The sequence below is a fragment of the Caldisericota bacterium genome (assembly GCA_034717215.1).
Classification (GTDB): Bacteria; Caldisericota; Caldisericia; order Caldisericales; family Caldisericaceae; genus UBA646.
In genome coordinates this window covers 1-6,352 of record JAYELD010000142.1, presented here as the reverse complement: position 1 = coordinate 6,352, position 6,352 = coordinate 1, and the positions used below count along the sequence as shown (strand labels likewise).

At 35.9% G+C, this 6,352-nt stretch carries 7 protein-coding genes and 1 riboswitch; of the genes, 5 read left to right on the top strand and 2 right to left on the bottom strand.

Features of this window, described 5'->3' with window-relative positions:
• Positions 1-191 precede the first annotated feature (191 nt).
• A riboswitch (cyclic di-GMP riboswitch) is annotated at positions 192-278 on the top strand.
• A gap of 94 nt (positions 279-372) precedes the next feature.
• The 5 genes from U9Q18_05945 (at position 373) to U9Q18_05925 (ending at position 4,399) form a co-directional block, all read left to right on the top strand.
• Positions 373-963, top strand: a complete 591-nt coding sequence (locus U9Q18_05945) for a type II secretion system protein (protein MEA3313900.1) — start codon at positions 373-375, stop codon at positions 961-963.
• Entirely contained in the window at positions 941-1,537 is a 597-nt protein-coding gene (locus U9Q18_05940) for a prepilin-type N-terminal cleavage/methylation domain-containing protein (GenBank protein ID MEA3313899.1), read from the top strand. The genes U9Q18_05945 and U9Q18_05940 overlap by 23 nt, the downstream gene beginning before the upstream one ends.
• Before the next feature lie 12 nt (positions 1,538-1,549).
• Positions 1,550-3,088 (top strand): hypothetical protein, encoded by a 1,539-nt coding sequence (locus tag U9Q18_05935; protein MEA3313898.1) that lies wholly within the window; start codon positions 1,550-1,552, stop codon positions 3,086-3,088.
• A complete protein-coding gene (locus U9Q18_05930) occupies positions 3,066-3,608 on the top strand; it encodes a prepilin-type N-terminal cleavage/methylation domain-containing protein (GenBank protein MEA3313897.1) in 543 nt (180 codons plus the stop codon). Before U9Q18_05935 ends, U9Q18_05930 begins: the two co-directional genes overlap by 23 nt.
• Before the next feature lie 242 nt (positions 3,609-3,850).
• A complete protein-coding gene (locus tag U9Q18_05925) occupies positions 3,851-4,399 on the top strand; it encodes a prepilin-type N-terminal cleavage/methylation domain-containing protein (GenBank protein ID MEA3313896.1) in 549 nt (182 codons plus the stop codon).
• Positions 4,400-4,502: 103 nt separating this feature from the next.
• On the opposite strand, the gene rdgB is transcribed toward U9Q18_05925, so the two are convergent.
• Positions 4,503-5,273 carry an RdgB/HAM1 family non-canonical purine NTP pyrophosphatase gene (gene rdgB, locus U9Q18_05920; GenBank protein MEA3313895.1) on the bottom strand — a complete coding sequence of 257 codons (771 nt, stop codon included), beginning with the start codon at positions 5,271-5,273 and terminating at the stop codon, positions 4,503-4,505.
• 74 nt (positions 5,274-5,347) lie between these two features.
• Positions 5,348-6,181, bottom strand: a complete 834-nt coding sequence (locus U9Q18_05915; GenBank protein ID MEA3313894.1) for a transposase — start codon at positions 6,179-6,181, stop codon at positions 5,348-5,350.
• Positions 6,182-6,352 lie beyond the last annotated feature (171 nt).

The window sequence follows — 6,352 nt, the reverse complement described above, 5'->3', positions numbered from 1 at the left end:
TCTTTTTCTTTGTCTTTGCAATCTTTTTTGGCAATCCCATTTTATTCTTTTCAACTCTTTTTTAAAATTTTCATATAGATTTTAATGAACCAACGATACTATTTCGTATAGATTTTTGATGAGGCAATTCGGTGACTTGACAAGAATAAAAAAAGAGTTTAAAATTATGTTAAGTATAATAGAGCGGTATGTAAAAAAAATGACAGCGAAGAGCTGTATCTTGTGGATGGACGCTGTGGGATACAGGGAGCTGAGTGGCGTAACCGGCATTTTTTTATTCTAATTGGATGATATATTTGACTTGAGACATTGTTTGAGGTAAAATACCTATTAAAGGGGAATACCTATTAAAAGGGAATGGATAGGAGAGCGATGAGAATAAAGCGTCTTTGCAATGCAAAAAAAGGGTTTAGCTTAATTGAGGTAATAATAGCACTGGCTATCCTTATGATTGTAACATTTGGATTGCTAACCAGTTATTACTCTTATTATAGAAATGTAGCCGACCTCCGTATCCAAACAACTGGCCAAAACCTTGCTCAATTGCAGCTGGAAGACATTCAGAACCTTGCTAGTACTGTGCTTGTTATTCTTGTCCAAGGAGGAGAATACTTGCCTAACTATCCACTAGATACAGCTTCAGACATTGCAATCTATGATTCTGGACAGCTTGCTGATGCTTCATTTACAATAGAGAGTTTAGTGAGCGTTCCTGCCAATTTACTTCTTCCAAGTAGTATCGAGGTTCAAGGTCCTGATGCTTATGGTGAATATACGCTCATCCTCCTTAAGGAGGTATTTCCCCACTACAAAAAACAGATTGTCATCACTGATAGAACTCCGGACCTGGATACCACAAAGAAGATTTTTGAGGTGAAAGTTACTATATTCTGGGATATAGGTGGCGTTGAGAAGAGCATTACTATTACAGGAGAAAAAAATGATGCAAGATTTAGCGATTAATAGAAAGAGGAAAGGGTTTACATTGGTTGAGTTGGTTGTTGCGGTTGCTGTTTTCCTTGTTATAATTGCTCTATCTTTTTCAACTCTTTCTCGCTTTTTTTCAATGAGAAGTGCTTACGAGCAGGAAATGATATTCCAGCAGAATTTTCGTTTTGCACTTGATAAGATGTCTTACGATTTCAGGCAGGCAAATAAGGATCCGGGTGATACTTCTATTACGAGTTTAATTTTAGAACCCGAGCCAAATTCAATGGGAGAAAAACTTAGTTTTATACGCTACGATGGTACTAATATGAGGGACATTTATTATTTGATTAAACCTCACGGGGATAGTTATGCCATCTATAGAGAAGAGTATCAACATGGTGCTACCCAGGGGGTAGACCCGATTTCTACACAGCCCATTACTGAGGATCTACACCAGTTGGTAAAGGTGTATTTTGTAAGGGCGGGCGGCAAGATTATAATGATTGCCGTAGGGAAACTGGACTATTTTGGAAAAGAAAGGACAATTTCCTTTACTTCATTGGTATTTTCAAGAAATTCTGGTTATGAAATACCACCATCACCATAGGAGGTGATTAAAATGATATTGCATAAAAGAAAAGGGATGGCATTGATTACAGTAGTGCTTATTGCAGCTCTTTTCCTCATATCCATTGTAGGGATAAGCGCAAAAGTTATAACCGATAAAAAAGTTTCTAATGCTCGTGCTTCTTCGGAAAGGGCTTTGGTTGCAGCAGAATCATGTATTTCTCAGGTGTTATTTGATCTAAGAAACACTTATTTTTGGTTGCCGCCGGATTACCAGGATGGGATAATGATGCCAAGGGATGCAGATCATTATCTAAGTTTGGAAAATGTTAAAAATATTGCATCTAATGATCCAGTTTATACCTTGTATCTTTCAGAACATCGATATTCTGAATCAGATAATGATGTTCCTTATATAACCTATAAAGTGACGATTAAAAAAATAAGCGACGGTATTGTACATCATGATCCTTTAAGGGAAGAACATGCTGCTCTTTTGGAAATTTATTCGTTAGGTACGGTTTACAGTTCAAAGGACGGCGATGTGCTTGCAAGGAGGGTAATTGGCACAGAATGTGAAGTTGTTTTTAATAGTTCGTCTGATGCAACCATTAATTATGGACTACTTGCTGGTGGAGATATTGAGTTTCGTGGGAATTCTCAAGAGATAGGAGGAGACATTTTTGCAAATGGGAAGATAATATCAAAAGGTCAGGGCCCAGGAGGTTTAAGAGTTGATGGAGGGGCAGCTTATGCTTCTTCTGACGACATTCCTGCAGGAATTGCAAGCGGGGGTGAAGTGACGGGAATGGCTGCTGCTGAAATTCCTTCTTTTGATGAATATAACGCGGATATGGCATATGAGTTTAAAACAGGAGATGAGCCGTATGATGGATCGGAAGAAGGCTATCCTGATACATCAGCTGGAGATGGATTAGTTGCGGCGGTTATCCAGAGCTGTCTTGGCTCAGATGATACGGGCAATACTTTAGATGAAATACAAAAGTTTTATAGTGATTTGATGGGTTGTACTGTGGATGATGGTAATGTTGTTTCTCCAGAAGAATCATGCGCCGATTTCAATATATTAAATGCAATACAGCTCTTTGACCTTCAAGACAATGCAAAAAATATTGTTTATTATATTAACGGTGATGTGACGATAACCGCTGGTGATCTTTTTAAATTAAAAGGAATTGTTGTTGTAGGTGGCAATGTTACGATAAATAGCAATGCGAAGATCGGAGATTATAGTCTGGACGAGAATGGTGATCCTGTCTGCCCCGACGAACCTCAGTTTGCTCTTATTGTTAAAGGTACGGCCAAGAAAAAGAAACAGGCTGGTACTGCAGAGTTTTATGGGTTGCTTTACGCGGTAGGTGGGATAGAGGGCACTGGTACATTTGATTGTTATGGGGCAATGGTAACGCCGGGAAATATAAAAATGCTTGGAGACGTTAAGACGTATTATAAGCCCACTGGTTTCAATACCGCCGATGTTTCAGGGCATGTTTCGAGTGGCATCTCCAACGCAGAGCTGGGTTTGTCTTCCTGGAAGGAAATTTCGTATGAAGATTTCCAAAGCCCGTAGAGCATTTACTCTTATTGAGCTTCTTATCGTAATTGCCATAATTATTATTATGGTGGGAGTCGCTGCTCCTATGACTTCGAGTTATATTGTTGAACGTTCTTTATACAATGCTGCTGCGCAGGTGCAGCAGGATATTCGGCTTGCGCAGCAGCTTGCAATTACGCACAGTACAACGAGTAAATTTAAAATTCATTTTGACTCTACAAACAATTCCTACACGGTAGAAACAAGTGAAGACGGGAGCAAAATCATTACAAGAAAGTTTAACGATGCTTACGGTTTCCCAAAATATTTTGGAGTAAACTCTCCTCCTTCTATATATGTTGTTAACTCCGGAGCAGAAATACCCGTTAAAGAACTTTTCTTCGATAATCTCGGAAAACCTCATACAAAAGATAGTTCTGGGAATCCTTATGATAATGAAGGCTATATCACCTTGCAAAACAGCTCGGGAAGTAAGCAAATTCAGATTATTGTTTCAGTAATTGGCCGTGTAAAGATATTATGGATTCAACGATAATACGAAATCATTTTTGCCGTAATTCAGATGACATATTCTGCAAAAAGGGAGGAACAAGGAAGCAGTAAGGCCTTTGATTGCGGCAAATAGATGACAAAGCACAATCAAATATATCCTAAAAATTTTTTTATAATTAACCATATTTCTATCATTTATTTGAATTTTGATGTTAATCAATTATTGAAGTTCAACTTGAACTATACTCTCAAAAGAAAAGTTTTGTTTCTTAAAAGGAATACTGTATGACAAATATTACCTATTCCCGCAAAGCATTTACTCTTATCGAGATTCTTATCGTCATTGCCATAATTATTATTATGGTAGGAGTTGGTCTTCCTATGACTTCAAACTATATTGTTGAACGTTCTTTATATAATGCTGCTGCGCAAGTTCAGCAGGATATTCGGTTTGTGCAGCAGATTGCAATTGTTTACAGCAACAACAGTGCAGCGCACTTTAGAATTCATTTTTATCCTGAACAAAATGAATATAAAATTGAAGCAGATTATGATGCAAATTATGTGTTAGGCTCGGGTAAGATAATAAAAAGAAAGTTTAGCGATGCTTATGGATTTCCAAAACATTTTGGAAAAAATGTTCCCGATTCAGTTACATTTGGCCCATTAAGCGCACCAGGGAACACTGCAACAATTGATCTTAATTTCAATAACCGGGGGATATCTAAAAAAGGTGGAGGGCATATTAACTTGATAAATAGAAGCGGGACAAAGCAAATTAAAGTGATAGTATCTGTGATTGGCAGAGTTCGCATCGAGTGGGTTACTCGCTAATCCGTTAAAAGTGATCGCAAAGTGTCTGGCACCAACCGATCATTTTTTGATCACAAAGTGCCTGGCACAAAGTGATCATTTTTGTTAAGGGATGTGTGTATGCCTAAGAAATCTCTTTTTCTTTGTCTTTCTTTATTGTAATTTCTACCGAATCTATCTCCGGTACATTTTTTAATGTGTTAATCAGTGCAAAAATCACAGATTTAAAAACTTCATAGATATATTTATTTGCTGGGAATCTTTTTCCGTTTACTTTTATTTCTATCATTTTATTGCCTCCTAAAAAATTTTCTTCTATAATCTTTTTCATTTTGTCAAGCGCCTTGCTTCTGTGGCTTATTTTATTTTTAACTTCTTTTCCGAGCATTGAAAAACTTTTATCGAAACCGATTGGTTTAAAAATAGGGTCATAGCCAAAACCGCTTCCCTCTTTTTTCTCTGGTGCTTCTAAAATTTCTCCTTCTACTATTCCTTCTGTCGTAAAGTACCTTTTTTCTCTTGGAAGGTATAGTGCAACTACAGTTTTAAACCGTGCTTTGCGGTTTGAATTGTCTTTAAGCAGCTCCAGGATTTTTTTCATTTTTTCATCAAAGGAAGTTTTTTCGCCAAGGAAACGTGCGGAATTTATTCCAGGTGCACCACTCAGGGCATCGACTTCCAAACCAGAATCATCCGAGAGTGTGGGAAGTTTGTATTTATTTGCATAATATTGTGCTTTTTTAAGTGCGTTTTCAAGATAGGTTTCTCCGTCTTCTTTAACGGTGTCTTCGTCATTTTCTGGTAATTCAATAATTTTAATGGACAGGGTTTTGAGGATTTCCCTAATTTCCTTTATTTTTCCTTTATTTTTTGTTGCAACAAGTATTTTAATCATACTTTATTATACATGTCTTCCTATTCTCTGAAAATGATCATAAAGTGCTAGGCACTTTGTGATCATTTTGGTAATCAAAAACATTTGCATATTTTGCTAAGCCATTCAGTGAATATAGTGTCAGAAGACATTCTTTTTTCTGCTTTGTTTTTAATTCTTCTTATTGTGGCATATGGCATTTCTAATGCAAAAGATATATCTATTAATTTAAATTTTTTGAAGTATAGTGCGTAGATTAGTAGATACTTAAGCTCTTTATTGTTAATGATGTTTCCATATTTATCTTGAATTTTGTTAGATATTTCTCTAATTTTTTTTATATTTTCTTCTGAGTCGTGTTCATTGATTTCTCTTCCATACTTTTTAGATTCTGGCACTTTTGACATTATGAATTGGGTAATCCTGGAGATTTCAATGCCCGAGAGGTTATGAATTTCTTCTAAATTTAAACATTTCGGAGCATTATTTTTATCCTTGAAATATCTATAACTGCACCATTTGTAATCCTCAAGCTGTTCCACTAATTGTGCTTCTAATGGATTTAAATTAACATATACAAAGGCATTTATAAAATACTCATCATTTGTAATTAAATAACTTCTATATCTGTCCTGAAAGAGGTGGCCTTTTCTTATATGCGCAGAATTAAAATAGTGTGCATATTTTGAATTAATTTCATGCATTATTTGTGAAAGATTGGCATTTTCTGTTTTTAGTAAAAGATGATAGTGGTTTTTCATCAATGCAAAGGAAAGAAGTATTGCCTGATATTTTAAAAAGGCATCACAGGTAAGTTTTATAAAATACTTGTAATCTTTTTCTCCCGTAAAAGCATTTTCGCTGCTTACTGTTTTTGAAATGACGTGATATATAGCACCTTTGTACTCTATTCTTTTTGCTCTGCCCATATTTTATTATATACAAATTCCTATTCTCTAAAAATGATCACAAAGTGCCAGATACTGTGATAAAGTCAACACCCTAAAAGTAGTTTTTCATACAGGTAGATCTCCGTTTTTTCTTTAATAATTCTTGCTTTCTCATAATTAACACCTTCCATAGTCGGTAGAATATTCTGT

Bases quoted from the DNA above. Each gene is read 5' to 3' on its own strand.
- U9Q18_05945 (MEA3313900.1), top strand. From the start codon at position 373: ATGAGAATAAAGCGTCTTTGCAATGCAAAAAAAGGGTTTAGCTTAATT.
- U9Q18_05940 (MEA3313899.1), top strand. From the start codon at position 941: ATGATGCAAGATTTAGCGATTAATAGAAAGAGGAAAGGGTTTACATTG.
- U9Q18_05935 (MEA3313898.1), top strand. From the start codon at position 1,550: ATGATATTGCATAAAAGAAAAGGGATGGCATTGATTACAGTAGTGCTT.
- U9Q18_05930 (MEA3313897.1), top strand. From the start codon at position 3,066: ATGAAGATTTCCAAAGCCCGTAGAGCATTTACTCTTATTGAGCTTCTT.
- U9Q18_05925 (MEA3313896.1), top strand. From the start codon at position 3,851: ATGACAAATATTACCTATTCCCGCAAAGCATTTACTCTTATCGAGATT.
- rdgB (MEA3313895.1), bottom strand. From the start codon at position 5,273: ATGATTAAAATACTTGTTGCAACAAAAAATAAAGGAAAAATAAAGGAA.
- U9Q18_05915 (MEA3313894.1), bottom strand. From the start codon at position 6,181: ATGGGCAGAGCAAAAAGAATAGAGTACAAAGGTGCTATATATCACGTC.